General features: G+C 60.7%; 1 protein-coding gene. It reads right to left on the bottom strand.

All coding sequences use genetic code 11. The features are described 5' to 3' along the window. Nucleotides 1-182 precede the first annotated feature (182 nt). Entirely contained in the window at nt 183-1,370 is a 1,188-nt protein-coding gene (locus AC07E3_RS21375; protein WP_478364739.1) for an IS701 family transposase, read from the bottom strand. Between the last annotated feature and the right edge of the window lie 69 nt (nt 1,371-1,439).

Raw genomic sequence — 1,439 nt, 5'->3', positions numbered from 1 at the left:
CTAGTACTACAGTTGCAGATGGCCTCTTTTCTTGTAGTGAGCGATCATGGCCTGGGCTTGATGCCGTCGTCGCCAAAGCGACCAGGCGAAAATGAAGGCACGGCTGTGAAGCTTTCGCCTGATGAGGCGCATGATCAACGTTCGAATTTCGGCGACGGTGGGGATAAGAGCGATTTTGCGCGTCAGGCTGCGATTGCTGACTTTGGACTCGTTTCGTTCGGTTTGCCGAGAGCCGAACGGCGCAAATCGGCGCCGAGTTTGGCCAGGAAAGCGGCTGCCGCCATGACCAGCGTCATATGACGGTGCCAGCCGTGCCATGAGCGGGCTTCGCAATGATCGAGACCGAGATCGTCCTTGGCGCGCTGGAAACATTCCTCGATCGTCCAGCGCAAGCCCGCGGCGCCGGCCAGTTCTACGAGCGTCGCGTCCGCGGGCGCGAACACCAGATAAAAGCTAAGCGCATGCGGATCAGACCGGCTCCTGCGGATGAGGACGTAGCGGGCAAAGCCTTCGTCCACAACATAGGGCAGAGCAATGCGTGCCCAGTCGTAGAGCCTGAGGCCCTTGGCGCCTTCACCCGCCGGAAGCGCCTGCCATGCCTCGGCGGCGAGTTCCTCGGCCATCTCTTTCGGATCCGTCTGCAGCAGCCCCTGATCGGTCAGCATGCGCAAGGTATGATTGGACCGTATCGCAAGAACATAAGGTTGTCGGCGCTCCTCGAGCATGCGCCGGATCTGATAATCCCCGCCATAGGCTGCGTCGGCCAGAACCCACGCGCACGGCACACCCCTGTCGAGCGCGTCGGCCAACATGGCGCGCGCGATCGCCGGCTTGGTCGCGAATGCCACGTCTTCGGGAATATGCGCAGCCCTGCGGCGCGCCTCGTCCTTGGCCCACGCTTCCGGCAAGTAAAGCCGCCGATCGATGAGTGCCTGGCCGAAACGGCTGGCATAGGCGGCAAACACGCCAATCTGACAGTTTTCGATCCGGCCGGCGGTTCCCGAATATTGCCGCGCGACCCCAACCGAATGCTGGCCTTTCTTCAGGAAACCGGTGTCATCGACAACCAGCACACCCGATCGGTCGCCAAGCGCCTCAATGACATAGTCAAAAACAACAGCGCGCATCACCTCGCAATCCCAATGCGAGCGGCCAAGCAGCGCCTGCATCCGCCACGGCCTCTCCAGGCCCGCCTGTTCGGCCAGCAGCCAGCCGGTCTTGCGCTCAATCCCCGACAAAAGACCGTCGATGAACGCACCGCAGCTCGCGCGCGCTTCCGAGCGACGGAACACCGAACAAAGCCGGCCTTTCAATGCCGTCAGTTCCCGCTCCCAACCAATCCCGGATCCAGCCCAGTCCGAAACAGACATTCCAAATTCTCCTCAAGCTAAATGCCTGAGATGAATCATGATTTGGCATCAATTGCAACTGTAGTACTA

The organism is Nitratireductor lacus (genome assembly GCF_056431025.1).
The sequence above is the reverse complement of the archived record's forward strand: the minus strand, read 5'-3'. Positions and strand labels throughout refer to the sequence as shown.